Raw genomic sequence first — 26,830 nt, 5'->3', positions numbered from 1 at the left:
GGGCGGGCACGTCGCGTCGCCCTTCCGCCCGGGCCTTTCCGTACAGCCTCAGGCCGTGTGTACCCGCATGGGCGGGGCGGTGCCGGTGCGGGCAAACGAATCCGCGGCTTCCATAATGGCCTGTGTGTCGATGCCGAAATGGGCATAGAGATCGGCGATCGTGCCGGTTTGGCCAAAATGCTCAACGCCGAGCGATACCGTGCGATGTCCCTCGACCGAGCCCAACCAGCCGAGGGTCGCCGGATGCCCATCCGTGACGGTGATGAGGTTTGCCGATTGCGGCACGGCCCCAAGTAGCGCCTCGACATGGCTCCGGGCCGCGCCGTTGCCGTGGCGGCGGGCGCGTTGCGCCGCGGTCCAGCCGGCGTTCAGGCGGTCGGCCGAGGTCACCGCCAGAACGGCGATGTCGCCGTGGCGCTCGGCAAGCCGCCCGGCGGCCATCAGGACTTCCGGCGCGATGCATCCCTGATAGGCGAGCACGATGCGGGTGCGGGCGGATGGTGGGCGCAGCCAGTAGGCGCCGTCGATGACGCCTTGCCGGAAAAGGGGATTTTCACGCCTAAGTGCGATCTGCTCCAGCGGTCGTGTCGTCAGGCGCAGATAGACCGAGCCACCGGTCTCGTCACGCAGCCAGGTGCGTGTGTCATGCGTTGCCTCGCCGTCGCGCTGCATGTAGTCGAACGACCAGTCCATGATGACGGAGAGTTCGTCGAGGAAGGCGGGCTCGAAGCTTGCAAGACCATCCTGGCTCATGCCGATGAGCTGCGAGCCAATCGACTGATGCGCCCCACCCTCCGGCGCCAGCGTGACGCCAGAGGGCGTGCCGACGATCATGAACCGGGCATCCTGATAGCAGGCGTAATTCAGCGCATCGAGGCCGCGAGCGACAAAGGGATCGTAGACGGTGCCGATGGGGATGAGCCGCTCGCCGAACAGCGAATGGGAAAGGCCCGCAGCGCCGAGCAGCAGGAAGAGGTTCATTTCGGCAATGCCAAGTTCGATATGCTGGCCGGATGGCCCGAATTCCCATTTCTGCGCTGAGGGCACGCGCTCGTCGCGGAACGTATCGGCGAGCTTTTCGCGGGCAAATAGCCCGCGGCGGTTCACCCAGGGACCGAGATTGGTCGAGACGGTGACGTCGGGTGCTGTGGTGACGATGCGGGCAGACAGCGCATCGTCACGCTGGGCAAGTGCATCGAGGATCTTGCCGAAGCCTGCCTGTGTGGACAGTTCACGATCGTCGAGGAAGACCGGACCTGCCGAGGACACGGCGGGCGAGGCGAAGCGTCGGGTACCCTCGGTGAAGAACGGTACGGTCTTCAGGAAATCCTCAACAGGCTTTGCCGAGGGGATCGCACTGAACGTCTCCCATTCCCTGCCAGGCTTGACGCCGATGCGCGTCTGGAACACCTCCATCTGCGCCTTGGTCATCAGGCCGGCATGGTTGTCCTTGTGACCGGCGAGCGGCGTGCCCCACCCCTTGATCGTATAGGCGAGGAATACGGTCGGCCGGTCATCGTCGATGCTTTCGAAGGTGCGGATCAGTGTTTCTAGGCAATGGCCGCCGAGATTGTTCATGAGGTCGGAAAGTGCGTCGTCGCTGCGTGCGGCAAGGAGGTCGGCGACGCCTGGTTCGCCGCCGATTTCGTCGACCAGCCGCTTGCGCCAGGCGGCGCCGCCCTGGAAGGTGAGCGCCGAATAGAGCTGGTTGGGGCAGCGGTCTATCCAGCCGCGCAGCGCTTCGCCGCCTTGCTCGCGGAAGGCGGCCTCCTGAAGTGCGCCGTATTTCAGCACCTTCACATTCCAGCCGAAGGCGGTGAAGATGCCCTCGATGCGCTGCCACAGCCCCTCGCGCACGACGCCGTCGAGGCTCTGTCTGTTATAGTCGATCACCCACCAGGTGTTGCGCAGGTCGTGTTTCCAGCCTTCCTGCAGGCATTCATAGATATTGCCTTCGTCGAGCTCCGCATCGCCGACCAGCGCGATCATCCGGCCGTCCGGGCGCTTCGACCAGCCCTTGGCGGTGATATAATCCTGAATGATGGAGGCGAAGGCGGTGATGGCGACGCCGAGGCCGACGGAGCCCGTGGAAAAATCGACGTCGTCGATGTCTTTGGTGCGGCTCGGATAGGATTGCGCACCGCCAAAGCCGCGGAAATTCTGCAGCTTCTCCCTGGTCTGGTTGCCCATGACATACTGGATGCCATGGAAGACCGGCGAGGCATGCGGCTTTACCGCCACGCGGTCTTCCGGCCGCAGCACATGAAAATAGAGCGCCGTTAGGATCGAGGCGAGCGAAGCCGAGGAGGCCTGATGCCCGCCAACCTTCACCTCGCCCTTCTCGCGCAGGTGATTGGCGTTGTGGATCATCCAGCAGGCGTGCCACAAGACCTGTCGCTCCAGGCTTTTGAGATGCGCCAAGCGTTCGGGCGTCAAAGCCGGTTCCGTCATGAATATCCTCCCTCATGCTCCCACCGACAGGCTAACTCGGAGATATCGGCAAATCTGACCTAAGTTGACGGATTTTTCGCGAGATGCGAAAGATCTAACCTCAAGGGTGGAATTCTTAGGTCAATCATGTCTCAGTCGAAGCCTTCACTGGATTCCGCCACTATCCGCATCCTCGATCTCCTTCAGCAGAACGCCGAACGGAGCATTTCGGAGCTGGCGGAAGCGACCGGCCTATCGGCCTCGCCCTGTTGGCGACGCGTCAATGATCTCAAGGAAAGCGGCGTCATCAAGGGGACGGTGGCGCTGGTCGACGCGCCTTCGCTTGGCCTGGCGGTCAACGTCTTCGTTCAGGTCTCGCTGAAGCAGCAGGATCGGCAGTCCCTCGACATCTTCAACGCGGCGATCCGCACCAAACCGGAAATCGTCGAGTGCTATCTGATGACCGGCGAGGCGGATTACATGTTGCGCGTCGTCGTCGAGGATCTTGCAAAATTCCAGGCGCTGGTAGTCGATTTTCTGACGCTCATTCCCGGTGTCGCCAATATCCGGTCCAGCTTTGCACTGAGCCAGATCAAGTACACGACGGCGCTACCAACCGAGCATCTCAAGGGCAAAGGCGCTTGATATCCACAACCTTTGACCGCGTTGCTGAGATATGCTCGGAGGCTCGTGGCGACATGAACCGTGGCTCGAAGGTCGTTTCGGCCCGAAGGGAGCCGTTCTTCACGAGCCCCGAGCACGGCTTGTTGCGAGCATGTTCACGCTCTGGGCCAAAAGAACGCATGATGTATCGGGTGGAACCAAGGCGCACGCACCGCATGCCAGCGTCTTCCGACACGAGCGGAGCGGGTGTTGAATTAACGGCCAACTTCCCCCTCTGACCAAAACAGCGAGCGACAAACGGGGTTGGCCTTTAAACCCCAAGCCTGGCCATGGCGATACGGCGAGACCGTTGCCCCACGGGCCGCGGCTCTGGGTGCCAGTTCGGGTGCAGGTGACGACGTGCTGGCCGCGGTCGGCCTGGATGATTGCCGACAGATTATGCACGTGTGATTTTGCTTTATTTTTGGGCAACTGTGCATTATACGACAGTTATGCGATGCCGTTCCTCCCAAGCGCATCGCCGGGTATCGCGTCCCGATATAGCCTGTCGCTGATGCATCAGCGTCAGGCTTTCTTTTCCAACAGAGGGCGCATTTCGAGGAAGCGCATCCGCGGATCGTTGCTCGCGCTTTCTATTGCAAAAATCGATCAACATAAGCAAAGTTCCGCTCGAATCGCAGACCTCAGCCTTGAATCTAGATCCTCGATCAGCCGCCCTGACATTCGTTCGGACATCGGAAGATCCGATGCTTGCAGGTCGATCACGGCATCCACTCGCGCCCATGATCCGCCGAGCACTGCTTGTGGAAGTCCACGACGATACCTGCGCCAAACGACCGCACCGTCTCGATGTCGGCGGCACCAGCTGTGGCATAACCTTCAGCGCGCCTTGCGGGCAGCGCGGTTGATCAATACGCCATCGCTTTCACAGGCGGTCGACGTCGATGATCGCCTGCGCGAAGTCTTCCGGCGCTTCCTGCGGCAGGTTGTGGCCGATGCCACCAGTGATGTTGCGATGCTGATACTTGCCGGAAAACATGCCAGCATAAGCTTCAGGCTCGGGATGCGGCGCGGCATTCTGGTCGCCTTCGAGCGTAATCGTCGGGATCGTGATCAACGGGCTCTTGGCTAGTATTTCCTCGAATGCGTCGAAGCGGGATTCGCCTTCGACCAGCCCCAGCCGCCAGCGATAATTATGGACGGTGATAGCGACATGGTCCGGATTTTCGAACGCCGTGGCCGAACGCGCGAAGATCGCGTCGTCGAATTGCCAGGTCGGCGAGGCGGTCTCCCAGATCAGACGAACGAAATCGCGCGTATTGGCCTGGTAGCCGAGCCGGCCGCGCTCAGTGGCGAAGTAGAATTGATACCACCAGGCCATCTCGGCCTTGGGCGGAAGAGGCTTCTTGTTCATCTCTTGGCTGCCGACGAGATAGCCAGCCCGTGATGCGGATTGTCGGCAGGGCGATCAACGGCATAGTTACAAAATCGGCCCTGAACACCTAGCCGCGAGCGGCGAGCATCTCAGTCGGGACGTCGATCGACGCGACAAGCCCCGTCTCTCGCCAATCACGGTCGATCGTCGCGTTCAGTGCGCTTGCCAACCCCCTTTCCAGGCGGCTGCCGAACCCCATGTGCTGTTCGCGCGCCGGCTTTGGCCCTCCCATTTCGCGCCAGACAAGGTGCGTCCAGTCGTTCTCTTCCCGGATGCTCAAATCGAGATGACCGTTTGTCACGGAGAGCGCCCCATACTTTGCGGCATTGGTCGCAAGTTCGTGCAGCAACAACGCTATATGCGTCATCGCCTGGCCTCCCACAACACGATCTTGACCGCTGATCGTTATCCTCTCTTCTGCCGCATACGGTTCGAGGATCGTTCTGATCAGTGCGTGCAGCGAAATCGTCTGCGTGTTTCCGGTTCCGTTTTGCCAATCCGACATGGTGAGTTCATGGGCGCGGGAGAGCATCGATAGCCGCGCCTGGATCGTCGCAAGGAGGCTGTCGATATCGCTGGCCGACCGGCCGCTGATCGAGACGATCGCGGAAGCGAGTGCAAAGAGGTTTTTCACGCGATGCCGCATTTCGCCCATCAAGAGCTGCTGCTGCTCCTCGGCGACGCGTCTTTCAGTAATGTCTCTCGCGATTTTCGAGGCGCCGACGATCACGCCGTCCGCATTCCGAATCGGCGAGATGGTCAGCGAGATATCGACCAATGATCCGTCTTTGCGTCGCCGCAGTGTCTCGAAGTGTTCGACGCGCATGCCGCGTTGGATTTCGGCGATAATCGCCGGCTCCTCATCCAGTCGGTCCTGCGGAATCAAGATGGTGATCGACTTTCCGATGACCTCTTCGGCCCGATAGCCGAACAAGCGTGTCGCGCCGGGATTCCAGCTCTGGATAATGCCTCGCAGATCCTTGCTGACAATCGCATCGTCGGAGCCTTCGATTATTGCGGCCAGCCAATCGCGGGGATCGGGTCCATCCGCGACCGATGTGTCAGCAAAGTTGGAGGCATGGTTGTGAGACGTCGAGCGCACGCTGAACGGCCGGATCTGCGCGGCCCGTTCGCCTCCAGATTGTTCGTCGTCGCCCGGAATTTCCATGGCGCGTCCTCCTCAAGTACTCGATGCGGGACGCCGGCTGATGAAGGGAGCTTGCGTGCATCGTCCTCTCTATAGCAGTCGGCTAGGCTATTCTGCCAACAGGCGCCGAAACTTAACGCCGATTCACAGACCCAGACGCGGACAATTGCGACCGCGCCAACTTCCGGTCAGTTTTTCAGCCCTGCTTCATAGCGGCTCCAATGGGCGATGATGTCTTCGGCGAGCGCATTGCCGACGAGGAAGGCGTTCTGGGTTGCCGGGCCGAAGCCGCCGGACTTCGCCGCCAGCGACTCCGCCGTGCTCTGGCCGTCATGCGGACGGTCGAAGTTGGATGCCGTGCGCAATACGGCGATCCGGCCGAAATCCAGTCGCCCGGCATCCGCGGCGCGGCTGAGAGCGGTCAGGGTGGCGTTGTCCTCCATCTGGCTCGTGCAGTAATCCGCCTTTCCATCGGTGAGGACCTTTGCGTGCGCGGCGAGTTCCGTAGCAACGCCCGCGCCATGCCAATAGGTATCGGCCGAAATGGTCGTGCAGCTCGTTACGCCCGGCTTGGCCTTGGCGGCCGGCTGCGAATAGAGTGCGCGATAGGCGGTTGCGGTCTCGCCGTCGGCCAGCGTGACATTCCGGCTCGCCGCAAGCGCCGCCTCGAGCAGCGGCTTGTTCATTTCAAACACCTCGGTTCCGGCGCCCCAGGCCTGCTTTTCTCCAGGCACGCCTGCACCAAGCTCGACGACGGTCGACTTCCATTCTGCCGGCGCCTCGGACGTGGCCATGCGATGGAAAAGGCCGCCATCGATGACATAATCGGCCCAGGCAGCCGAGCCGAGCGTGCCCTTCGAAGGGTCGATTCCGGCTATTCCTGCGATGATGAAATAGGTCTTCGACAGATCTAATTTGTCCGAAAGCGCGACCGCTGCTGTGGACGCGGCCGCATTTGCAAAACCCATCGTGGTCGTCATGACGCAGAGATCCTCGTTGCAGACGACGTCGGGAGCGCTTTTCGGCAGCCCTGTCACCGCGATGCGCTTGCGCAATTGCAGATTTTCCAGCCAGGGCTTGGTTTCTTCCCCGAACATGGTGATCACCAAAACTTTGGGGGTGACGATTTCGGCATGCGCGACCATCGGGAATGCGAGTGTCAACGAAATCAGCGCAATTTTTCTCATCTGCCTTACCTTCTTCATGGCCGTTGCGATATCCCGGTACAGGACGCCCTGCCACCATAACGTAAACTCCGCAAGGCGCTGCATCTTCTTACAAAATTCGCCGCTACGGCAGATTCACGCAGGAAAGGATGGTCGGTTACGAAAGGGCGTCCGTGCCTTTCTCGAATATGAAAAACGTCCCCGAACTGCTCTGGTCCTGCGTCAGGACGCATTTCGAGCGGAGCCCCTTCGATAGAAGGCCTGAATTCCTCCATCGGCAGGGCCTTGGCGTAGATGTCGTTTGGCAGTGATCCGTTAGATTGCGTTCGTTGCGGCAGCTTTTGGCGGTTAATTTGAGATCGCATGCCCACGCATCATTGGACATTTGAGGGTTTAAACATCTGTAAACATGCGGGTTTAGCGGGGGGTCATCTCCGAAGATATGACGCTGCTGCCATTGTGGAAAATCTCAAATTAGGTGCCAGCTCACGAGCCAAAATCTCAAATTAACTGCTTAATCTCAAATAATGTGGCGTGCTATGTTGTTGAAAATATTAGAGGCACAGTCTCGCGATTAAATAGCGTCCTGCTTAGCAACGAGGTGTATTTGCTCGAGGCCAAGTGGCAAGGGTCGCCCATGTAAGGGCGGAATTCTGCCTATGTTGATGTTTTGGACTTTGAAGATCGCATAATGTATCGACTGGACCTTATTACCACGGGGCATCCGGCCATAGGACCGATGTCTTCAAGCGTGGCCCTCTTCAATCCTCGGAAGGAACCACGCGAGAAGCCCCGCAAGCGGGAGGAAGGAGCAGACGTAGTAAACCGTTCCGACACCATAGCTGTCGGCCAATATTCCGAGAAGCGCTGCGGCTATACCGCCAAGGCCGAAATTCAGACCGTAGAACAGCCCACCAATGAGTCCTATCCGGTGCGGCAGCAACTCGATTGCGTAGATCAGGATGGAGGCGAAGGCGCTCGCCATGATCAGGTTGATCATCACCGTCAGCACGCCGGTCCAGAGGAGGTCGACGTGTGGCAGGATCAGCGTCAGCGGAAGCGGCCCCAGAACCGAAATCCAGATGATACGATAACGCCCGATGCGATCACCGACGATGCCGCCGATCAGCGCGCCCGCGGCCGAAGCCAGTAGGAAGATGAACAGCATCATCTGTGCGGAGGGGATCGAGAGGCCGAACTTCTCAATGAGATAGAAGGTGTAGAATGAGCGGAAGCTCTCGCCATAGGCGTTCTTAGTAAACATCAGCAGCGTCAGGACCCCCAGGGCTACCCCGATCGTCGCTGGCGCGTGACGAACGGCGCCGCCCGCCTTCTTGCCGTCTGCCCGCAACGCCATGAATGCGGCGCCGATCTCCCGCTGCTTGCTACCGATCCATACAAGAAGTGCCATGGCCATCAATGCGAGAACGGCAAACCAGGCGAGGCTCGGCTGTCCCCAGGGAACGATGATCAGCGCAGCGAAGACCGGGCCGAGCGCGCCGCCCGCCTGACCGCCGACCTGAAACAGTCCCTGCGCCAACCCCTGGCGCCCGCCGGCGGCATAGCGCGCCATGCGCGTCGCTTCCGGGTGAAAGATGGACGATCCAATGCCGATCAGCGCAACTGAAACTAGAATCACCGCGTAGCTATGGGCGAAGGCAAGGCTAACCAAGCCAGAGAGTGTAAACATCATCCCCACGACCGGTGAATAGGGCGCGGGATGTTTGTCCGTCACCATGCCGATTACCGGTTGCAGCAGCGACCCGGCGATCTGGAAGGTCATGGTGATCAAGCCGATCTGCACGAAATCCAGCGCATAGGCGTCCTTCAGGATCGGATAGGCCGCCGGAATCAGTGACTGCATCAGGTCATTGAGGAGATGGGTGAGACCCAGAATGACCAGCACAGCGAGATGCGTCTTGGGACGCGTCATGGTGGGAATGGCGACAGTCATGATTGTTGTTCTTGGCCCTTGGGAAATTTGGGGAGGCGGCTTGCAGCGGCATCCGACCGTCATCGGTAGAACGCGGCGCGCCGCGATGGGAGCTTATGCATCGCCCGAGGGGCGGGCAACCGTTTATTCGCGCTACGAGGGCAATAGGAGGCAATCCTATCCCGATGGATGTCGCGCGCCAATGTCGTGAGGAAGCCGGAGCCGACATCGGCGGTCTCGTCGATCAGGCGCTGGATTACATCGGAAGACCAGGTGACCTCGACATCGAGATGCAGCGTCGGGTGGCGCCGCGAGAACTCCGCGATCAGCGAAGGCAGGAAGGACAGCCCGACGCTCTCGACGGTCCCCGTCTTCAAGCCCCTGAGAATGTCGAGCTCGGACACCGCCACTTCGAGAGGTGATGCGACGCGACGGACTGCCGGTGAAGGATTTCGCCGGCGGCCGTCAGTTTGAGGCGATGACCCTCGCGTTGAAGCAGCGCCATGCCCAAGCGATCCCCGATCTGCCGCGATACGGACAACGACGCGACATTGAGCCTGCGGGCGCATTGGCCGCGATTCGAATCCCTTCAAAGCGAGGGATAGGAGACATCCGTGCTGCCGGCTTCCGGTCGTCGAGTGATCTGAACGACCGAGCAGCGGCCCTTTGCGGACATGATTGGCCCATGGTAGGCACCTTTCGTCGCCTAACGGGGCCTGAGAGGATTGGAAATTGGAACAAGCGCTTGTAATTATCGACATGCAGATGCTGATGCAGCATCGTCTCGATGCAGGGCGCGATCACGTCCACGGTGATGCTCCGGCCAAGATCGCCGCCTTAGCTGCTGAATTCCGCAGGGCTGGACAAAGGGTGATCCACGTTCGCCACAGCGACCCTGATCCAACATCCCCGATGCACCTTGGTTCACCCGCTCAACAGGTGATGCCCTGCGCAGAAGCGCTCGACGACGAACCGATTTTCGTCAAGACGACTTCTTCGCCATTTGCTTCCACCGGGATGGAAAAATATCTCCGCGACAATGGCATCGGCACCCTCGTCGTGACGGGCGCAGTTGCAGGTTTTTGCATCAATACCACAGTTCGAGTTGGATCGGACCTCGGCTTTAGGATGATCGTCGTCCGTGATGCCGTCATGGGCTTTGATATGCCGGACGAGCAGCTATCCGCGCGTGCGATTTTCGATGTAACGATAGCCCATCTCAAATCCGACTTTGCGGAAATCATCGATAGCGATGCGATCGTGGCGGCCAGCTAGTCTTACAACCAGCACTTTAAAAGGCTGCGACGCCCTCGATGCAAGTTGTAACGTCGCCACCGACCCAAATCTGATCTTCGACCAACTCCACATGAACACGTCCTTCCCGTCCAAGGACGGTACCTTGGCTGGCAATGTATGATGAGGAAGCGATGCCGTTACCAATCAACCATTGAGCAATGCCTGCATTTAAGCTGCCGGTTACCGGGTCTTCAAAACCGGCCGCGGTAAAGGCACGCACCTCGAAATCCGCTTCCCGCCCATCCTTTGTTGGATCCCAGGGGGCAACGACACCGACCCGCAATCCGGAAAGGATGGCGAAATCCGGACGAAGCGCGAGGACGTCAGCCCTGGAGCGCAGTTGGACAGCGAGCCAGCCAGGGCCATTGTCCACCCAGTTGGCGTCGACGATGTCATCGGATGTCAACCGCAAGCCTTTGAGTACTAGCTTCAGTGTGTCGATTTCCACCGGGCCTGATCGGCGCAGTTCGGGGGCTTCGAAGGAAAGTCGTCCATTGTTGCGCCGAATGTGGACTAGTCCCACCTCGCACTCCTGGACAATCTCGCTACTCTTTGGCTTTCCACCAGAAGACAGCCATGTGTGGCAGCTCCCCAAAGTGGGGTGGCCCGCGAAGGGCAACTCAGCAACAGGTGTAAAGATGCGAACGCGGTAGTCGGCATCTGCCGAGTTCGGCTGTAGAAGGAAAGTCGTTTCGCTAAGGTTCGTCCACCGCGCGAAAGCAGCCATCTCCGATGCGGTTAAAGAATCTGCTCCAATGACAACCGCCAGCGCATTGCCTAGCAAAACTTTGGAGGAAAAGACATCAACCTGCTGGAATGAAAATTTTGTGTGTCTCATTGTGATGTCCTGATGCTCTCAATGTATGCGCCGCAGCGTTTCGGTGCAAATTGGTTCACCGCCCGGTTTGGACCGCATTTGTCCCTATACCAAAGCTTGAGTAATCTGGAGAGCAGGCCAGATTGAGGTGCCATTATGTTAGGCATGAAATTGCCCTGTACGTGGCCCGTGTCAAGCTCGACGCGAACGCCAACCACTACGCGTGAACCATACCAAACACATCTTGTGGCAGATTGTCTCGGCTGTAGGATTGTTGGACTTGCCTCGGCGACCACTATTGGCGCGCAGGAGACATGACGCGGCCGCGGAGCTATGTCCGCTTTCGGGCGCGCGCGATGACGACCTCTACGACCGACATGAGGGCGCGCTAAGCAGACGCCGTTCGCATTCCGCGGTACGCGTAGAGGATTGAAAGGTTACTCGGGCGCGACCTCAAGGCGCTGTTTCAGAAGCCAATCCCAAAGCTCGGGATCATTTAAGGCGGCCCGTTCGACGCCCGAGTGGTCCACGCCCTCCAGAACACTCAAACGAGCATTACGCTTTAGACCCACGAGGCGCTCGTACAGCACGACCGAATCCGACAAAGGGATGACTTCATCGTTCGTGCCGTGGAACACCCAGAAAGCTGCCTTTTCATTTGTCCTGCTAAGGTAGTGGCGATTACCGCCACCAGCGATCGGAACGACAGCGGCGAATGTTTCGGGAAACTGTTCTGCCATGGCCCAAGTACCGAACCCCCCGCGGCTGAACCCCATGACATAGACACGCGTGCGATCTACGCGATACTTCGAGATAACCTCATCGAGTGCCGCCTCCACTTTCTCGATCGGATAAAGCAGTTCTTCACTCGGATTCTGAGGCGAAAACACTAGGAAGGGGAATGTCTTTCCATCCTCAATCAGTTTCGGAATGCCACTCGATTTGACTTTCTCGATATCGGTCCCGCCCTGATCGCCGCCGTGTAGCCACACAACAAGCGGATACGCGTTGCTGGACGAAGCATAGTCGTCGGGCGTGTACATCAGATAGTTGAGATCATTCTGTATGCTGGCGCTCGATCTGGCTGCCAACTGCTCGGCATGCGCCACGCCTGCACTACACATTCCGATTACGGCCGTGAAAGCCAGTGCCATGATGTTCCGCGTCATTCGACCACCTCCTTCATGATGTTGAGCCTGTCGGCAATCAAATGGAACCGAAGAACCAGAACTCAAGCCTTCCCACTCGGAGGATGGAAGTCGGTTCTGGGAAGCGTTCTCGCGGAAAGCCCCGGCAAACTCAGAAGCGCAACGGTAGGAGTGTGTCCGATGCCGAAATTCGTAACGCGCGAAAATCCAGTCTGCCAAGCGTCCTCCAACATGTTCTCGTCGGGCGCCTTCCGGACGCGACCATTGGCGAAGCAGACCGCCGGCTTCCAGGATCTCGCGCGGGTGGTGTGAGTGACCAAAATGAGGGCGCAATGCTGTCGTTTGCAGACTTAAGCGTGGACGCGCCTTACGGGCCGGACAGAACTGTGCTTCCACGAGCGCTGCAAGCCTTGTTGCTGTGATGTTCACCCTCTGGGCCACGAGGATCGCGTAATGTATCGAACGGAACTGCGATCTGTTGGCTGCGCGATTACCCGCGCGAATCATTTGCAGCGGATGAAGAACGGAAGCGTACGCCCAGACCACCACTGATAAGCTCGCCTTCGTCCTGGAAAACGACGCCGGCAGTCTCAAACGTCAGTTTGATTAGGCGGAGGTTGCTCTCACGCATCTCACCACCCTTTTCGAACGCTCAGATGGAAACCGCACTGATCGCAGTGCGGTCAGCAAGCTCTGCTTGCGTCCAGTTAAGTAGAGCCCGGGCGGCCCGGCATTGAGGTGGCTTGAGCATGAAACTTTCTTTTTTCATCACGCACGGGGGGAGGGGCAGCGCCAACGTATCGTCGGGCGCCAGCGCGGCTATCACGGTGTTGGTTTCGGGGGCCTGTCGGCGGCCGGAATGGGGCCGCACAAGAAGCAGTTCAGCATGCTCTTGCCGGGCGCAGTTCACCTGCCCCATACGCACGATCCGGCAAGGAACGCCCTCAGCCTCGGTCAGCCTCGCCACGGGGCAGAGCTTGCCGATGCACTCGAACAGATGATCGCGACCTACGACGCCTCGACGATCGCAGCCGTTATCGTCGAACCTGTCGCCGGTTCGACCGGCGTGCTCGTACCACCGGTCGGCTATCTCGAACAGCTGCGCGATCTCTGCTCACGCCATGGCATCCTGTTGATCTTTGACGAGGTCGTCACCGGCTTCGGGCGGCTTGGCCGGCCCTTTGCGGCCGACCGCTTCGGCGTCATACCCGACCTCCTGATGGTCGCGAAAGGTATGACCAACGGTGCGGTTCCGATGGGCGGCGTGATCGCCTCAAGCGTCATCTACAACACGGTCACCGGGAAAGCGGCCTCGGGTGCCGTCGAACTGTCCCACGGCTACACCTATTCCGGCGATCCGCTGGCAGCGGCAGCCGGCCTCGCGTCGCTCGATGTCTATGTTTCCGAAGGCCTGTTCGAAAGGGCAGCGCGGCTTGAGCCGCATTGGCAAACATGCGCCCACAGCCTCAAGAGTCTTCCAGGGGTCGTCGACATCCGCAACCTCGGTCTGCTCGCCGGCATCGAACTTGGAGGGGATCCCGTCAGCGGCAAGGCGATGGCCAGGAAAGTCTACGAGCACTGCTTCGAACACGGAGTGCTCGTTCGTCCGGTGGCAAACACGATCGTGTTGTCGCCGCCGCTCACCATCGGTGAAAATGAGGTCGAGACGATCTTCGCGACCATTGAGGCCGCGTTGAAGGCGGACTGAAACTGCGATCGCCATTGATGGACGGCGGCTCCCAGAGGCGGTGGCCAGGTCGCCGTGCCGGCGAGCGCAAAGGCCGGCGGTGTTCAAGCAAGAGAAAGGCCGCGCCCGTAGACATCGGTGACGAACCATGATGGCGATATTGCGTAAGGGTCGCCTCTGCTGTGGAGACGGTTGAAGTCCATTCGCGCGGGTTTGGTGGGCGACCGGCGAGACCCTATGCTGCTTCGGTTTCGGCTTCGTAGTGCGCGAGGATTTCCGCGCCGGTGGCGATCCAGACGTCGTCACGCGCGGCGACCTCGCTGAGGAAATCCCGCAGAATCCGCCACCGCATCGGCCGGCCGGAAACCTGCGGATGCAAGACAAGCGTGCTCACGCCGCCCCACTCGTGGGTTCCGATAAACTCTTCGCGCCAGATGGGTAGGATAGCGTCCCTCCCGAAGAGCGGGCGCGCATCCAGCCGACCGGTCATGCCGAAATTCCAGTCGTCGAAGGCGTAGTTGACCGGAATTTCCACCGGCCCCGGGCGGCCGTCCGCCAGACGGTGACGATAGGGGCGGATATCGTCGCGGAAGGATGAGGAATAGCGCAGGCCCCGTTCGCAAAGATAGGCGAGAAGCTCGGGAAAATTCTCGCCGGATGGCGCGCGATAGCCAACGGGTGTGACGCCGAGCCGGGATTTCAGCGCTTCGAGGCCGCGGTCGATCTCCTCTTTTGCTTCGTCCAGCTTGTTGCGATCCGGGCATTTGTGCAGGTAGCCGTGATGGGCGATCTCGTGCCCGGCAGCGACAATCGGTTCACACGCGGCTGTATGGGCCTCGGCCGTCCAGCCCGGAACGAAGAAGGTCGCCTTGAGGCGCAGCATATCCAGCAGTTCAAGGATCTTTGTGATTCCGACCCGGGCGTCGTATCCGCCGAGTGAGGTCGTCACCATCCGGTCGACATTGGCGTGGTTGTTGCCGATCCAGGCAGTCTCGGCATCGACGTCGAAACCGATAAAAAGGGCGCTCTTCTTGCCGTACGGCCAGTCAAAAACGGGGGCTGGTGACGCCGGGTTGAGTGGGCGAGGGCTGAGATCGTAGGTCATGAAACTTCCTTCTCAAATGAAGACCGGCGCTTCGGGTTCGTCTGCGACCAGCAGGTCAGAAAGGCCCCGGCAGTCCGCGTGTTCCTCCAGCACGCCCACGAAATCGGCGAGGTCCGCGATACGAGCCGCAGGCAATGCCATCGACGCGAGGCCGTCGAATTTGGCACGGATGGCGGCGTCGCTCATCGGCCGCTCGCTGGAGCCGGTGGCGCGGGGCACCATCGCCGTCCTGCTTTCGCCATCAGCGAAGATGACGGTCACCTCCGGCTCGGCCATTTGCGGCATCTGCGCATCGGGATGAAAGCGGAAGCGGCCGAGAACATCGGCGATGCGCGGGTCTCCACGGGCGGCGGCGGAATACTGTTCGAGGTCGACGCGGCCGAAGACCAAGAGCGCCGCCAGCGCATAGCCGAGGCTCATTTGTGCGCCCGCCAGTGTTTCCAGCCGCGCCCGGCCGCACATGTCCATCAGGAAGGAGCTGAGGCGGACGTCAACCCGCGCGATGTCGGCGGCAGTGCGGCCGGTCTCGGCAAGGATGTCGCCGACAGCGTCGATGGCGGAATGCGCGCCGCGGCAAGCAGCGTAGGGCTTGAGCGAGGCCCGTTCAATCTTCCAGTTCGTGCCCAGCCCGGCGGAGAGTTCGGCGGCATGCCCGGCATCCCGGACATAGGTGCGGAAGAAACCGCCCCAGACATCGTCGAACACCTGCGAGGGACCGGAAAAGCCGGCGCCGGCGAGATCGGCGGCGAGAAGTCCGCCTTCAGCCGCCCGGCCCGCGTGGACCTTCTTCGCTTGGCTGCCATCATGATTGAAGGCCCACAGGCCAGAGGAAAAGCTGGTGGCCAGCGTGAGGGCGTGGCGAAAGAGGGCGCTGTCATAGCCGCGCAGCCGGGCGACCGCTGCCGCGGCCGCGAGCGTGCCGCAGGTGCCGGTGGAGTGCCAACCGGCACCATTGTGCACGCCGTAGCCGCCGGATGCATCCAGCACGCGGCGGCCGACCTCGTAACCCGCCGTCAGCGCGCAAATGAGATCGCCGCCGGAAATCGGGGCCTCGCAGGACGGAAGAGCTGCCAGTAGCGCGGGCAGAACGACGGCGCCGGTGTGATCGCAGCCGCCGGAATCGTCGAGTTCGAAGACATGGGTGGCCACGCCGTTGGCAAGGGCCGCGTCGCGCGGTCCGGTTCGCTGTGGCGAGGCCAGAAGCGGTGTCGTTCCCCCTGGTGCGACGAGCGCACGTACCTTGCGGAATTCGATGGAGCGAGTGCCAGCGAGTGCTGCGCCGAGCGTATCCAGAAAGTGGGATTTGGTACGGGCGGCGATCCGGGCCGGTAGATCGGCAGGCGCAAGTCGGGCGCAGAAATCGGCAAGCGCCTCGACATGCGTCAACGCTTGCACGCCGCCTCGGGCTACATTGGGCATCATGATATCCTCGTTCGGGCAGGCGAGGGGAGCGGCCCGGCATACTCGCCGGGCCGTCCCGCGATTATTTTGCGGCTTCGCCGTTGATCGTCACGCCGTCGAGCGTGCTGGCGGCGAGACCATATTTTTCGAAGATCGCCTTGTATTCAACACCCGAGAGATCCTGTTCGGCCCAGGCACGCTGCTCTTTGCAGGTGCCGGCAAAGACCGCGATCTGCTCGCGCACACGGGCGGGGGCGGTTCCCCCCTGCCCGAAACGTTCGGCGAGCGCCCGGGCTGGGTCGATCACCTTAAGCACATCCGGGGTCAATGCTTCGTCGATGTTCGGCAGGTCGGCCTCGGTCAGTCCGTCAAGCTCCATGCCCCGCTCTTCGCAGTAACGTACGGCGGCGCCGGAGATCTCATGGGCATGCGAGAAAGGAATGCCCTGCCGCACCAGCCAGTCCGCCACCTCGGTTGCCAACGTGAAGCCGCGTGGCGCGTCGGCTGCCATGCGTTCGGTGTCGAAGGTCAACGTCGCGACCATGCCGGCGAAGGCAGGCAGGATCAGGTCGAGAAGATCGATCGTCTCAAAAAGCGCGCGCTTGTCCTCGGCGAGATCGCGGTTGTAGGCAAGCGGCATCGCCTTGAGAGTGGCGAGCATGCCCGCAAGATTGCCAATCATGGTGCCCGACATGCCACGCGTCAGCTCGGCGATGTCGGGATTCTTCTTCTGCGGCATGATCGACGAGCCGGTCGAGTAGGAATCGTGCAGCTTCACCCAGGCGAACTGGCGCGAAGCCCAGATGCAAATCTCCTCCGACAGACGCGAGAGGTTCACGCCCAGCATCGCGGTCACGAACAAGAATTCCGAGACCACGTCGCGGCTCGCGACGGCATCAATGGAATTCTCGCAGGGACGGGCGTAGCCGAGATCGCGCGAAGAGCTTTCGGTATCGCGGGCGAAAGCCGAGCCGGCCAGGGCGGCGGCGCCGAGCGGCGAACGGTCGAAGCGGCGGTCCCAGTCGATGAAGCGCTCGATGTCGCGGCTGAGCGACTGTGCGTGCGCCATCAGGTGATGGCCAAGCGATATCGGCTGAGCGGGCTGAAGGTGGGTGAAGCCCGGCATGACCGTCTCGATATGCTCATTCGCCTGGGTGGCGAGTGCGTCCTGCACCGCAAGGACCAGCTTCACCAGTCGCCGCGCCGTGCGGCGAAGGTAGAGCCGGGTGTTGTTGGCGGTCTGGTCGTTGCGCGAGCGGCCGGCACGCAGCTTGCCGCCGAGGGCACCCAGCCGCTCGATCAGCAGGCGCTCGTGGAAGGTGTGAAGATCCTCATCCGAGGCTTTCGGCTTTTCGCGGCCGGCCGCGACATCGGCCGCGATCGTATCGAGCGTTTGCAGCATCCGCGGCAGTTCGTCCTCGCTCAGTACGCCAGCGCGCGCAAGTTCGCGCGCATGGGCGCGAGACCCGGCGATGTCTTCGGGGGACAGGCGGAAAAAGCTTGGATTGCTTCGCGAGAGCGCCGCGAGTTCCGGAGAGGGACCGCTGGAAAATCGGCCTCCCCAAAGCGATGTCGCTTGTTCTGTCATGACAGTCTCCCATCTCGGTAATTATGTTCCCGAGTTGAGGTTGCCTTTTAGGGACCGCTTGCACAAACGCGAAAAAGCGATACCGTTATGACGAAACCGACTAGCCCCTTGCCAGAGAATGCCCTTGGTTCATACCTCCGTACCACTGCCTTCGATGACTGCCCTTCGCGTGATGCTTGCGATTGCGGAGCGAGGCTCGACGACGGCGGCTGCGGAAAGCATCAACCTGTCGCAAAGCGCCGTGAGCAAGCAGTTGCTGACCCTCGAAAACCTTCTCGGCGCGCAGATGTTCACGCGAAAGCCGTCGGGCATGGTGCCGACAGACCTCGGCCGCATCTATTTGGAACAAGCGCAGGTGGCGATCAAGGCGATGGAGGAGGCCGCCTTCCGCGCCGCGAGCCTGCAGCCCGATTCCCATACGCTTCGGCTGAAGGTGTTGCCCATCCTCGGCGACCGCTGGCTCTTGCCGCGCTTTTCCGACTTCAATCAGAAACACCCGGATATCGACGTTCAGTACACCACCTTCGCGACCGACAACCCGGCGGCTCAGCCGGACGCAGTGTTCCGCTTCGGCCGTGGGCCATTCGCGAACGAACACTCGGTCTACCTCTTCGGCGAGGATGTCCGGCTCGTTTGTGCACCCGCTTATCTCGCGCGGCTCGGCTCCTGTGAAACCCTCGAGGATGCGGCGCGCGGTGTCATCATCGAGCATCCGAGCACTCCGCTGCGCTGGATCGACCTGGTGGCGGAACATGGGAAACCGGACCTCGAGCCACAGGGCGTCATGCGCTTCGACTATTATACGCTCGTCCTGCGCGCCGCGATCTCCGGCCAGGGCATGGCCCTCGTTCCACCACAGCTCGTCGAGGAGGAACTGAGGGCCGGAAGCCTCGTCAATCCCGGGGGGATTGGCTACGCATCCAAGGTCGCCTACTGGTTCACCACCCCAACGGACCGCAAGCCTTCATCGGCGCTCAAGGCGTTCCAACGTTGGCTGATGACACAGGTGGAATAGGGGAGCGGGCGATGGAAAAGGTGACGATACGGCAAGCAGCCCCGGCCGACGCGGATGCAATCGCGCATTTGCACGTGAGGGTATGGCGGCAAACCTATCGTGGTCTTGCCCCACCGGAGGTTTACGCTCTGCTCGATGAAACCCGTCGCCGTAGCACCTGGCGCGAAAAGCTCACGGCGAACGATCCCGACCAGATCGTGCTTCTCGCCGAATTGGAGGGAAGGCCGGTCGCGATCGGCGCCGCCGGCGCGCCCTCAGCCGGGGTCTTTGGCGATCTCGGCGAGATCAAAAACCTGTACGTCGATCCGGATGTCAAACGCCAAGGCATCGGCCGCCTATTGCTCTCAAGGCTTGCTTTGCATTTGCGGGAGAGAGGATTTCCTGGAGTTGGGCTGGGCGTGGTCGACGGCAACGAACCTGCGATCGCTTTCTACGACGCGCTCGGCGGCAAGCGGGCCGGGGAATACACGGATGCCGGTCCGATCTGGCGCTCGCGAAATATCGTCTTTGTGTGGGCTGACAGTTTGGCGCTCTGAAGGTCTCTGGAAGTCAACAGTTCGATTCCTTTCAAGGCAACGGATGTGTCTCGGATTCCGGTCTAAAGCGGACCTTCAGCCTCACAACATCAACCGCCAACCTATTCCTAGCGCGGCTGACAAGGCATGTTCATCCAAAAATCCGGCGTCTAATCCTAGCCGGGAGGCGGTGCGGTTCTATCTGATCATGCAGGTGCCTAAGAGACCGAAGGACCACCACTGATCGTATCAGACCGACCAGCCAGTTCGACGAAGCCCCAGCAGGGAGTTTTCGATGCCTCTGTTCATTGTGCACCATCGGCACTCACCCGAAACCTGTCCCGCGCGCGATCCGGCCAAGGGCGCGATGCTGTTGAATCATTTGAGCCGGCCGAGCGCTGCCCGCCACGGTGTGCTGATCAAGGGGGAAGCTGTTGCGCAGGGCTCACATTCACTGTTCTTCATTGCCGAGGCAGCGGATGAGACCGTGCTTCAGGCTTTTTTGACGCCTCTCCGTCAAGCCGGCGAGGTCGAAGTGACGGCAGCGATGACCTGCGCTGCGATGGTTTCGAGCGGCGGCTGTGATGGGCGCCCGGTGGACGTGTCTGCAGAGGTGCTCAACCCCGCAGATGCGTGCCAGGATGCCATCGAGGCTGGCCTTCTCATTCACAGCGTTAATCCGTTGAATGGCGAGACCTCGGTGCCGGACCTTGCAGGCGGTGCCGTGATGCCGAACGGTCGGTTCTACTTGCGTAACCACTTCGATATTCCGAACCTTGGCGGTGACAACTACCGGCTGTCGATCGGCGGGCTGGTCGAACGGCCACTGAAACTGTGCATGAGGGAGCTTCACAACCTTCATGCGGAGAGCCTCGTGGTGACACTGGAATGCGCCGGCAACGGCCGCAGCCTATTCGATCCTGCCGTACCCGGCGAAGCCTGGGGACTGGGCGCCGTCAGCACCGCCGAGTGGACCGGGGTTCGCCTGATGGAAGTGCTTGAGCGCGCGGGCCTGCGACCCGGGGCGACGGAACTCACCTTCCGCGGTGCCGACAGCGGGGTCGTCGACGGGCACGTCGCGCCGGTTCGTTTCGAACGTGGCTTAAGCTTGGACCAAATCGGTGAAACGGATGCGCTTCTTGCCTACGAGATGAACGGCGAGCCACTGTCACCGCCCCATGGCTATCCATTGCGGCTGATCGTGCCCGGTTGGTATGCGGTGGCGTCCGTCAAGTGGCTGACCGAGATCGTCGTTACCGACAAGCCCTGTGAAGCGTACTATCAGGCGGAGAAGTACTGGTACCATTGGGTGCGCAACGGGCATGACGAGCGCGCGCCGGTGAAGCTGATGAATGTGCGAGCGCTGGTATCTTCGCCTGATGAGGGGGAGAACCTGCCGCGCGGCGAGACCGCGATCCGGGGTGTCGCATGGTCGGGCGCCGGCAGCATCTCCAGGGTCGATGTATGCCTGAACGACGGACCTTGGTGCGAGGCACGGCTCGTTGGCGAACGACGACGGGCTGCGTGGCAATGGTGGGAGTTGATCACGCGACTTGAGGAGACGGGGCCACTCTCCGTGCGGGCGCGCGCCACCGACACGGCGGGCCGGACACAACCCGAACACGCCGTGTGGAACCGGCTGGGCTACGGCAACAACTCGATCCACACTGTAACAGCACGGGTAATCTGAAGCGGGAAAGCAGGCATTTCAAACCGGCGTCGTTACATGTGCGGTGCAAAGGCTGGTGAGGGCCAGTTTTCGCAATCGGGAAGACAAGCCGCTTGCCCCCTGACGCCGGGTCGACACGAATGGAGCAAGTCGGCCTGTAGGTCATTCCGAACTAGCACGGACGGATAATTGCTGCGTTCATGAGGTCGCCTGTGCGTAACGGACTCCTTTACGCGAAACCGGATCGCCGTCCTCGCGCGCCTTTGCCGCTGCCTCCTCGCGATCGCGACCAGTTCGATTGGTCCCCAGCGAATCGAGCATCTCGCGGCCGCTTTGCACGCCAACCATCGCTTCTCGCAGCGGAGGTTCGGTCCGCTGTACTCTCTCAGCGAGATTACTCCCTCCCCAGCTACGACGCCACGGGCGCTATCCTGACTTTCCAGATCGCGTTGAAATAATAGGCTAGCCGCGTACGTCGACAAGTGATGAGCGCCGAGGCGTTGGGATGCGGGCAAGCCGAGCGTGATCGGCCTACCTGAACGGGCAGTGGCTATCACCGCCGTAGAGACACACATTAGGCTTTACAGGAGATCACCCATGACTGAACCTAGTTTCCTCGCTCAATTATCTTCCACGATCGTCGAAGCCGCCGCTGCGGTGGCGCCGAGCATTGTTGAAATTGCCTCAACCCGTTCGCTCGCCACCGGATTCGTCTGGCGCGAAGGCCTCATCATCACCGCAGATGAAGCTCTTTCCGACGAAGGTCAGATCCTCATCGAATTCTCGGATGGCACGCAACACCCAGCCAGCCTGGTGGGGCGCGATCCGTCGACTGACATTGCGCTGCTTCGAGTCGAGGGAGCCCCCGCGCCGTCGGCTGTGCTCGACCAAGTGGTGCCTCGACCTGGTGCACTCGTCGTGGTCGCCGCGGCCGCCGAGAGCGCGCCACTTGTTTCATTCGGCAGCGCGATCGCGGTTGGTCCTGCGTGGCGATCGATGCGCGGCGGGAAAATCGATGCACGTATCGAGCTAGACGTGAGATTGCGACGTCGCGCGGAGGGGGGCTTGGCGATCAGCGCGGAGGGCAATGTCTTTGGAATGGCGGTGCGCGGCCCCCGGGGCCGAACCCTCGTCATCCCCTCTGCAACCGTTGAACGCGCGGCGGCTCTCCTCCTGGCGCATGGCGAAGTCCCGCGTGGCTATCTCGGCCTCGGGCTCCATCAGGTCGCCGTTACCGGTGGCGGCCAGGGGGCGATGGTCATGAGTGTTGACCCCGATGGACCCGGCGCTATTGGTGGGGTCCTGCAAGGAGACATCATCGTCCACTGGAACGGTGAGGCCGTTCCTTCGGTCAATGCGCTCGTGCGGACCCTTGATCATCAATCGATTGGCAGATCGGTCTCCTTGGGGATCAGGCGTGCGGGCGCTGATGTCGAGGCGGCGGTCACTATCGCGACCCGACCCCGCCGATGAGTGACACGGGCCCTATTACGATCGCGGTGCGCATCGACGATCCGGTGCTTGCGGAGCGGTTGAGCGAGCTGCTTACGTCTGTCGATTGGGTGCGTCTGGCGCCGGAAGGGGAGATGTCCGAGCTGGTCCTCTCCACGGCGCGGGCCGCCACGGAGGAGGCGGGTCTGACTTCCCGCGAACGCGAAGTCGTGGCGCTTCTCGCAGAAGGCCTTTCGAATAAGGAGATTGCTCGCAAACTCGGCATCTCTGTCGATACAGCGAAATTTCATGTCGGCCGCATCATCGACAAGCTTGATGCCACCGGCCGCACCGATGCGGTCGCCCACGCCGCACGGCGCGGCGTGATTCATCTGTGAAGGCGCTTTTATTTTGCTCGATACACTTCCAATTGACAGTCATTCTGATGACGGTCATCCGCTGACCATCCCATAGATGCCTATTCGCGCGCTGTTGTGCGTGTCGCGGAAGCCGTAGGCCATCCGTCGTGCGTGCCGGAAATCGACGCGGAGCGGGTTGCGTGTGACAAGTCAATGATGCTGTGCATTTGCAAGTTTTTTCAGTCGTTAAATAACAAGTATTTTCTGCGAAAACATTAAATTTCGCAATAAAATCATATTTCTAGATATGTTCCCATACTCATTAATGCAGAAGGATCGTCACCCCATGGGCCGAGTCTCCGAGGCCTATTCGCGCGCCAACACATCGTTTCTGGCAGCGGAGGTTCGGTCCGCTGCCAGAGATGTTTCAACCAGTGGTCTGCTTATTTTACCGGGGACTTGTAGGAAGATGCGATTTTGCCCGCCTTCTCTTGCGCAGCCTTGAATTCCGCGCCCGTGTAGGCTCGCACGGTTTTGACATTCGAGACGGCTCCCGATGCGCCAACGACGAGAAGTGCGGGGACCAGGTCAGCGCCATCGTCGAATTCCGTGATGGCCATCCAATCGGTTTCGCCGGTCGTGACGTAGAAGGAATGCAGTTTTCCGCCCGCTGCTTCCATGATGTCACGGGCTGCCTTTTCTCGATTCGATGGACTATCAATCATTCCCTTCGCTGACGTGGCTGTATAGCACCCTGTGGTTACGAACAGTGGCATAGTACATCCTCCCTTGCTGATTGGGCAGATCGGGTGATCTACCGTACTCAATATCTCAAAAAACTTGCAGTTAGACGAGCGTCGGACTGCGGAGCTCTGAATTTCCGCCCCATCTTGGCGCAGTTCTTGGGCGCGTTGCCGTTTCTGACCCTGATCGGACTATTACCGGTCCGCGCACGCCTGTCTGAAAGACGCGGATGAGCGATATCTTCCGGCCGGGTCACCATCGCAGCGACGATGGCTACTGCCATCTCGAACTACTGCTGTCGCCGAGTTGCCTGCATTGCTTACTCCTCTGGACCGCTGGGCGTCAAAGTCGATACTTCGGCGCGGTCATGCTTGCTATCAGGTCGAAACTGAACTAAGTTTACAGAACTAAGTTCGAGGTAGGGCCATGCACACTGTAAATATTCACGAGGCGAAAACTCATTTGTCCCGGCTCATTGAGAAGGCAGCGAAAGGCGAGTCCTTTATAATTGCCAAATCGGGTAAACCGTTGGTGAAGGTCGTCGCGGTCGAGGCCCCTGCCGCCGATGAAACTCGTCGCGTCGGATTCATGGCGGGGCAGTTTTCCGTACCGGAAGACTTCGATCGGATGGGTGGCGAAGATATCGAGAAACTGTTTGGCGGCGAATGATGAAACTCCTGCTGGATACGCATCTTCTGCTTTGGGCTGCGGGAGAGCCTGGGAAACTGCCGCCCGCCGTTCTGGCTGAAATCGAAAATACCGACAATGTTTTGCTATTTAGCGCGGTGAGTCTCTGGGAGGTGGCCATCAAGCGCGGGCTTGGCCGCGCCGATTTTACCGTGGATCCTCGCCTACTTCGCCGCGGTCTCATCGATAACGGCTACCAAGAGCTCCCAATCACCAGCGAACACGCGGTAGCGGTGGATGGACTGCCAGCGATCCATAGGGACCCTTTTGATCGGATTTTAGTCGCTCAATCGATCGTGGAGGGTGTCACCCTGTTGACCGTCGATGAACTGGTCGGGCGGTATCCAGCACCCATTCGCTGTATGCAAAAGTAGCTCGAAATCCCCTGCGCACTCATTCGGAGCGCGTCGGTGCTGACGAATTCCGGCGTTTCCCTCGGTTGCGCCGAGGCGGACGCTTCCTTTGCGATTGCACCGAGCTGGACGCGCGGCACGACTTGCTCCCGCGACGTTGCGGCACCCAGACGTTCTGCTTGTTTGGTAACGATCTTCCCAAAGGCTTAAAGTTTAATTGCGTGTGATCGAGGAGCGTGGGAGGCGCTGATGCGCTTCGTCAAAACTTCGCTCAAGAAATCGCATAATGTATCGACCGGAACTCTGCTTGGCAGATTAGGGCTTGCGTCCCCGCGGCAGGTTGGAGGGCGCTCCCTCGCCGACTTTTGGCTCGACGAACAATTCGAAGACCTTGCATTCGAGCACCGTCGCGATCTGCGCAAGGCGTTCCTGTGAGAGGCCGCGCTTGACCCTCAATTTCCGAACGTTCCAAGCCAAAAGATCACGCGGTGTCATGATCGCACATGACCATTGCAGCGGGCCTCGGGATCGGCTTTGCGCCGGAATGGACGAAGGATCTGCCGAACCGCAACTTCGAGCTCAAGCCCGTGCGCGGCGTCGATCTCAAGATCGGGCTTGGTCTTGCCTGAAACAAGGAGGATCCAACGGCGTCTCGCGACGACATCATCGACATTGCCCGGTCGTTGGCGCGGCCGGCCAGGTAAGGGGCAGATGCCGACGGTCGGACGCAAGTTGGCCGTATCTCGGTAGCTCAATTGCCACTTGCTGCATTTTGTCTCGCGGTATCAGAGCGCCTGCGATCTCTCGGCACTTGCTTGAACTGCGGGTATGTCGTTCGCAACGACAGGCATTCCTGCTTTGGCCCCTCCATGAAAAGCTTTTCTCCAGTTCAGTTAGGCAGCCGCACAGTGCACTTGCGAAGGATGACCTTCGAAAGTCCGGCTATGGAGGAGAGGGCGTATCAATGGACGATATCAAATTCACAACCGGTTTGACGGAAGCTCACGGAGCGCGCGTTGCATTTCGCGGAACGCCATTTGTCGAACGGACGGCTCCGCTGAACCAAAACGCACTTTGGATGCGCTGGGACCGCAACATGGTCGTTGATGCCTATTCCGACATGGTCGCAGAGCTCTCGGCAATTCGCACTGCTGTTGCCATGGGAGACATGTCGCCCTTGTCGAAGTATGTGATCGCAGGTCCCGACGCCGAAGCGATGATGGACAAGTTGATCCCGCGCGACATCAAGAAACTCCAGGTCGGGCAGATCTACTATGCGCCCTGGTGCGATGAAAACGGCCATGTCGTTGGCGACGGTCTCGTCTTTCGAATGGACGAGAATACGTTTCGCGTGTCGGCCGACCCAGGCTTTACCTGGTGGAGGCAGCACGCCGAGGGCCTCGACGTCGAGGTTACGGACATCACCGACACCTATGGCATTCTGACGCTACAGGGGCCGCGTTCGCGCGAGGTGCTCGAGGCAGTGACCGAGGCGGGTTTTCAGGAGCTCCCCTTCTCCCGGCTTGCGGTCGTGACCATTGCGGGAAGGCAAGTCGAAATCCTGCGCCAGGGTTTTACCGGCGAGCATGGCTACGAGTTGTGGGTGAAGGCCGATGACGCGCCGATCGTCTGGGATGCGGTAGAAGCGGCCGGCCGCCCCTTCGGTATTCGTCCGGCGGGCGCCTGGGCACTCGACGTCGCACGGCTGGAGGCGGGCCTCCTGATCGTCGGCTACGACTATACCAGTGCCGGACCGGATCACGGAGGCGCCGGCATTCAGGCCGCAGGCAAATTCCGCGCTTCCCCCTTTGACCTCGGTCTTGGCCGGCTCGTTGATTTCAAGAAACCCGATTTTCTTGGCAGGGCCGCCTTGGAGCGAATGTCGAAAGATGGCGAACATCGCCAGCTCGTGGGGTTGGAAATCGACTGGAAGCAGATCGCCGGCAGTGGGCTGGAAAGCAAGGAACCTGGAAACCTGCGGCGTGTGCGATGGTACCCAGTCCCTGTCTTCGATGGCTCCGTTGAAGTCGGTCACGCGAGCAGTGTCGCGTGGTCGCCCACCCTTCGCAAGCTGATCGGCTTCGGTCATCTGCAGCAGGCGTTCGGGGAGGTCGGGACGCAGGTGACGCTGCGTTGGGAGGATGACGGCACAACGCGCGACGTTGCTGCCCGGGTCGTGGCTCTTCCGTTCCACTCCTTGCGACGCGCCGCAAGCAACTGAGTACCCTGTTGCCCGGCTGCTGAAGCGGTCGGGCTCCCTCCATCGATGCTCCGCAGACC

24 protein-coding genes and 2 pseudogenes are annotated in these 26,830 nt (G+C 60.6%); 14 read left to right on the top strand and 12 right to left on the bottom strand.

What is annotated here, in order from left to right:
• Window positions 1-48 precede the first annotated feature (48 nt).
• A complete protein-coding gene (locus ASE60_RS03175; RefSeq protein ID WP_057248304.1) occupies window positions 49-2,451 on the bottom strand; it encodes a transketolase in 2,403 nt (800 codons plus the stop codon).
• A 126-nt stretch (window positions 2,452-2,577) separates the two neighbouring features.
• Here ASE60_RS03175 and ASE60_RS03170 point away from each other — a divergent pair, with 126 nt between their 5' ends.
• Window positions 2,578-3,075: an Lrp/AsnC family transcriptional regulator gene (locus tag ASE60_RS03170; RefSeq protein WP_057248303.1), complete on the top strand. Its 498-nt coding sequence runs from the start codon at window positions 2,578-2,580 to the stop codon at window positions 3,073-3,075.
• A 904-nt stretch (window positions 3,076-3,979) separates the two neighbouring features.
• On the opposite strand, the pseudogene ASE60_RS03165 reads toward ASE60_RS03170, so the two are convergent.
• The 5 genes and pseudogenes from ASE60_RS03165 to ASE60_RS33350 all read right to left on the bottom strand — a co-directional run.
• Window positions 3,980-4,495, bottom strand: a pseudogene (locus ASE60_RS03165) (alpha/beta hydrolase); the annotation flags it as partial.
• 61 nt (window positions 4,496-4,556) lie between these two features.
• Entirely contained in the window at window positions 4,557-5,657 is a 1,101-nt protein-coding gene (locus ASE60_RS03160; RefSeq protein WP_082615715.1) for a PAS domain S-box protein, read from the bottom strand.
• Window positions 5,658-5,824: 167 nt separating this feature from the next.
• Window positions 5,825-6,823: a purine nucleoside permease gene (locus ASE60_RS03155; RefSeq protein WP_244495513.1), complete on the bottom strand. Its 999-nt coding sequence runs from the start codon at window positions 6,821-6,823 to the stop codon at window positions 5,825-5,827.
• A 724-nt stretch (window positions 6,824-7,547) separates the two neighbouring features.
• The gene (locus tag ASE60_RS03150; RefSeq protein WP_112995289.1) at window positions 7,548-8,756 is read right to left on the bottom strand and encodes an MFS transporter; all 1,209 of its coding nucleotides are present in this window, start codon (window positions 8,754-8,756) and stop codon (window positions 7,548-7,550) included.
• A 59-nt stretch (window positions 8,757-8,815) separates the two neighbouring features.
• Window positions 8,816-9,139 carry a LysR substrate-binding domain-containing protein gene (locus tag ASE60_RS33350; protein ID WP_057248301.1) on the bottom strand — a complete coding sequence of 108 codons (324 nt, stop codon included), beginning with the start codon at window positions 9,137-9,139 and terminating at the stop codon, window positions 8,816-8,818.
• Between the two features lie 328 nt (window positions 9,140-9,467).
• Between ASE60_RS33350 and ASE60_RS03135 the strand changes: the two genes are divergently transcribed.
• Window positions 9,468-10,010 (top strand): isochorismatase family protein, encoded by a 543-nt coding sequence (locus ASE60_RS03135; RefSeq protein ID WP_057248299.1) that lies wholly within the window; start codon window positions 9,468-9,470, stop codon window positions 10,008-10,010.
• A gap of 16 nt (window positions 10,011-10,026) precedes the next feature.
• Here ASE60_RS03135 and ASE60_RS03130 read toward each other — a convergent pair whose 3' ends face one another.
• Window positions 10,027-10,869: a PhzF family phenazine biosynthesis protein gene (locus ASE60_RS03130; protein WP_057248298.1), complete on the bottom strand. Its 843-nt coding sequence runs from the start codon at window positions 10,867-10,869 to the stop codon at window positions 10,027-10,029.
• A 416-nt stretch (window positions 10,870-11,285) separates the two neighbouring features.
• A complete protein-coding gene (locus ASE60_RS03125; protein ID WP_057248297.1) occupies window positions 11,286-12,017 on the bottom strand; it encodes a prolyl oligopeptidase family serine peptidase in 732 nt (243 codons plus the stop codon).
• Between the two features lie 159 nt (window positions 12,018-12,176).
• Between ASE60_RS03125 and ASE60_RS35990 the strand changes: the two genes are divergently transcribed.
• Window positions 12,177-12,308: a hypothetical protein gene (locus ASE60_RS35990; RefSeq protein WP_280137702.1), complete on the top strand. Its 132-nt coding sequence runs from the start codon at window positions 12,177-12,179 to the stop codon at window positions 12,306-12,308.
• Between the two features lie 421 nt (window positions 12,309-12,729).
• The gene (locus tag ASE60_RS03120) at window positions 12,730-13,704 is read left to right on the top strand and encodes an aminotransferase class III-fold pyridoxal phosphate-dependent enzyme (protein ID WP_082615714.1); all 975 of its coding nucleotides are present in this window, start codon (window positions 12,730-12,732) and stop codon (window positions 13,702-13,704) included.
• Between the two features lie 214 nt (window positions 13,705-13,918).
• Here ASE60_RS03120 and ASE60_RS03115 read toward each other — a convergent pair whose 3' ends face one another.
• The 3 genes from ASE60_RS03115 to argH all read right to left on the bottom strand — a co-directional run bounded on the left by ASE60_RS03115 (window position 13,919) and on the right by argH (window position 17,777).
• Window positions 13,919-14,788, bottom strand: coding sequence for a polysaccharide deacetylase (locus ASE60_RS03115; RefSeq protein ID WP_057248296.1), 870 nt, complete (start codon window positions 14,786-14,788; stop codon window positions 13,919-13,921).
• A gap of 12 nt (window positions 14,789-14,800) precedes the next feature.
• Window positions 14,801-16,207, bottom strand: coding sequence for an MmgE/PrpD family protein (locus ASE60_RS03110; RefSeq protein WP_057248456.1), 1,407 nt, complete (start codon window positions 16,205-16,207; stop codon window positions 14,801-14,803).
• Between the two features lie 64 nt (window positions 16,208-16,271).
• Complete coding sequence (gene argH, locus ASE60_RS03105; protein ID WP_057248295.1) at window positions 16,272-17,777, bottom strand: argininosuccinate lyase; 1,506 nt, start codon at window positions 17,775-17,777, stop codon at window positions 16,272-16,274.
• Window positions 17,778-17,895: 118 nt separating this feature from the next.
• Here argH and ASE60_RS03100 point away from each other — a divergent pair, with 118 nt between their 5' ends.
• The 5 genes from ASE60_RS03100 (at window position 17,896) to ASE60_RS03080 (ending at window position 22,805) form a co-directional block, all read left to right on the top strand.
• Complete coding sequence (locus tag ASE60_RS03100; RefSeq protein ID WP_057248294.1) at window positions 17,896-18,792, top strand: LysR substrate-binding domain-containing protein; 897 nt, start codon at window positions 17,896-17,898, stop codon at window positions 18,790-18,792.
• 11 nt (window positions 18,793-18,803) lie between these two features.
• On the top strand, window positions 18,804-19,328 hold the full coding sequence (locus tag ASE60_RS03095; RefSeq protein ID WP_057248293.1) for a GNAT family N-acetyltransferase: 525 nt from the start codon (window positions 18,804-18,806) through the stop codon (window positions 19,326-19,328).
• 274 nt (window positions 19,329-19,602) lie between these two features.
• The gene (locus ASE60_RS03090; RefSeq protein ID WP_057248292.1) at window positions 19,603-20,997 is read left to right on the top strand and encodes a sulfite oxidase; all 1,395 of its coding nucleotides are present in this window, start codon (window positions 19,603-19,605) and stop codon (window positions 20,995-20,997) included.
• A gap of 576 nt (window positions 20,998-21,573) precedes the next feature.
• Window positions 21,574-22,449, top strand: a complete 876-nt coding sequence (locus ASE60_RS03085) for a S1C family serine protease (RefSeq protein WP_057248291.1) — start codon at window positions 21,574-21,576, stop codon at window positions 22,447-22,449.
• Window positions 22,446-22,805 carry a helix-turn-helix transcriptional regulator gene (locus ASE60_RS03080; RefSeq protein ID WP_057248290.1) on the top strand — a complete coding sequence of 120 codons (360 nt, stop codon included), beginning with the start codon at window positions 22,446-22,448 and terminating at the stop codon, window positions 22,803-22,805. The genes ASE60_RS03085 and ASE60_RS03080 overlap by 4 nt, the downstream gene beginning before the upstream one ends.
• Before the next feature lie 404 nt (window positions 22,806-23,209).
• Here the strand turns inward: ASE60_RS03080 and ASE60_RS03075 are convergent, their stop codons facing one another.
• A complete protein-coding gene (locus ASE60_RS03075; protein WP_057248289.1) occupies window positions 23,210-23,542 on the bottom strand; it encodes a GYD domain-containing protein in 333 nt (110 codons plus the stop codon).
• 394 nt (window positions 23,543-23,936) lie between these two features.
• Between ASE60_RS03075 and ASE60_RS03070 the strand changes: the two genes are divergently transcribed.
• The 5 genes and pseudogenes from ASE60_RS03070 (at window position 23,937) to ASE60_RS03050 (ending at window position 26,771) form a co-directional block, all read left to right on the top strand.
• Window positions 23,937-24,179, top strand: a complete 243-nt coding sequence (locus ASE60_RS03070; RefSeq protein WP_057248288.1) for a type II toxin-antitoxin system prevent-host-death family antitoxin — start codon at window positions 23,937-23,939, stop codon at window positions 24,177-24,179.
• Window positions 24,179-24,571: a type II toxin-antitoxin system VapC family toxin gene (locus ASE60_RS03065; RefSeq protein ID WP_057248455.1), complete on the top strand. Its 393-nt coding sequence runs from the start codon at window positions 24,179-24,181 to the stop codon at window positions 24,569-24,571. The genes ASE60_RS03070 and ASE60_RS03065 overlap by 1 nt, the downstream gene beginning before the upstream one ends.
• Window positions 24,572-24,799: 228 nt before the next feature.
• The gene (locus ASE60_RS34360) at window positions 24,800-24,985 is read left to right on the top strand and encodes a hypothetical protein (protein WP_156414562.1); all 186 of its coding nucleotides are present in this window, start codon (window positions 24,800-24,802) and stop codon (window positions 24,983-24,985) included.
• Between the two features lie 74 nt (window positions 24,986-25,059).
• A pseudogene (locus ASE60_RS03055) lies at window positions 25,060-25,254 on the top strand (LysR family transcriptional regulator); the annotation flags it as partial.
• A gap of 392 nt (window positions 25,255-25,646) precedes the next feature.
• Window positions 25,647-26,771 (top strand): aminomethyltransferase family protein, encoded by a 1,125-nt coding sequence (locus ASE60_RS03050; protein ID WP_244495512.1) that lies wholly within the window; start codon window positions 25,647-25,649, stop codon window positions 26,769-26,771.
• Window positions 26,772-26,830: the final 59 nt, after the last annotated feature.

This window comes from Ensifer sp. Root278 (genome assembly GCF_001429285.1).
In the GTDB taxonomy this organism is placed as follows: Bacteria; Pseudomonadota; Alphaproteobacteria; order Rhizobiales; family Rhizobiaceae; genus Ensifer.
This window is presented reverse-complemented; position numbering and strand designations above follow the sequence as displayed.